Consider the following 1384-nt stretch of genomic DNA (forward strand, 5'->3'; position numbering starts at 1 on the left):
TTCAAAACTAGATAACATTGCTACATATTATATGGTTAAGTCCTCGATCTATTAGTATTCGTCAGCTCCACATGTCACCATGCTTCCACCTCGAACCTATCAACCTGATCATCTTTCAGGGATCTTACTAGCTTACGCTATGGGAAATCTCATCTTGAGGGGGGCTTCATGCTTAGATGCTTTCAGCACTTATCCCTTCCGCACATAGCTACCCAGCTATGCCCTTGGCAGAACAACTGGTACACCAGCGGTGCGTCCATCCCGGTCCTCTCGTACTAAGGACAGCTCCTCTCAAATTTCCTACGCCCACGACGGATAGGGACCGAACTGTCTCACGACGTTCTGAACCCAGCTCGCGTACCGCTTTAATGGGCGAACAGCCCAACCCTTGGGACCGACTACAGCCCCAGGATGCGATGAGCCGACATCGAGGTGCCAAACCTCCCCGTCGATGTGGACTCTTGGGGGAGATAAGCCTGTTATCCCCGGGGTAGCTTTTATCCGTTGAGCGATGGCCCTTCCATGCGGAACCACCGGATCACTAAGCCCGACTTTCGTCCCTGCTCGACTTGTAGGTCTCGCAGTCAAGCTCCCTTATGCCTTTGCACTCTACGAATGATTTCCAACCATTCTGAGGGAACCTTTGGGCGCCTCCGTTACACTTTAGGAGGCGACCGCCCCAGTCAAACTGCCCACCTGACACTGTCTCCCGGGTCGATAAGACCCGTAGGTTAGAATTTCAATACAGTCAGGGCGGTATCCCACCAGCGCCTCCACCGAAGCTAGCGCTCCGGTTTCAATGGCTCCCGCCTATCCTGTACAAACTGTACCAAAATTCAATATCAGGCTACAGTAAAGCTCCACGGGGTCTTTCCGTCCTGTCGCGGGTAACCTGCATCTTCACAGGTACTATAATTTCACCGAGTCTCTGGTTGAGACAGTGCCCAAATCGTTACACCTTTCGTGCGGGTCGGAACTTACCCGACAAGGAATTTCGCTACCTTAGGACCGTTATAGTTACGGCCGCCGTTTACTGGGGCTTCAGTTCAGAGCTTCGCTTACGCTAACCCCTCTCCTTAACCTTCCAGCACCGGGCAGGTGTCACCCCCTATACTTCGCCTTACGGCTTCGCAGAGAGCTGTGTTTTTGCTAAACAGTCGCTTGGGCCTATTCACTGCGGCTTTCCGTTAAGAAAGCACCCCTTCTCCCGAAGTTACGGGGTCATTTTGCCGAGTTCCTTAACCAGAGTTCTCTCGCACACCTTAGGATTCTCTCCTCGCCTACCTGTGTCGGTTTGCGGTACAGGCACCTTTTATCTCGCTAGAAGCTTTTCTTGGCAGCGGGGAATCAAAGACTTCGCTCCATAAGGAGCTTCCCCATCACA

The 1384-nt window shown here is 52.5% G+C and carries 1 rRNA gene; it reads right to left on the bottom strand.

Annotated features, from left to right (window positions below):
* Nucleotides 1-31: 31 nt before the first annotated feature.
* Nucleotides 32-1384, bottom strand: a 23S ribosomal RNA gene (locus tag BAQ48_RS26065); the annotation flags it as partial.

The organism is Bacillus luti, assembly GCF_001884105.1.
GTDB classification, from domain to species: Bacteria; Bacillota; Bacilli; order Bacillales; family Bacillaceae_G; genus Bacillus_A; species Bacillus_A luti.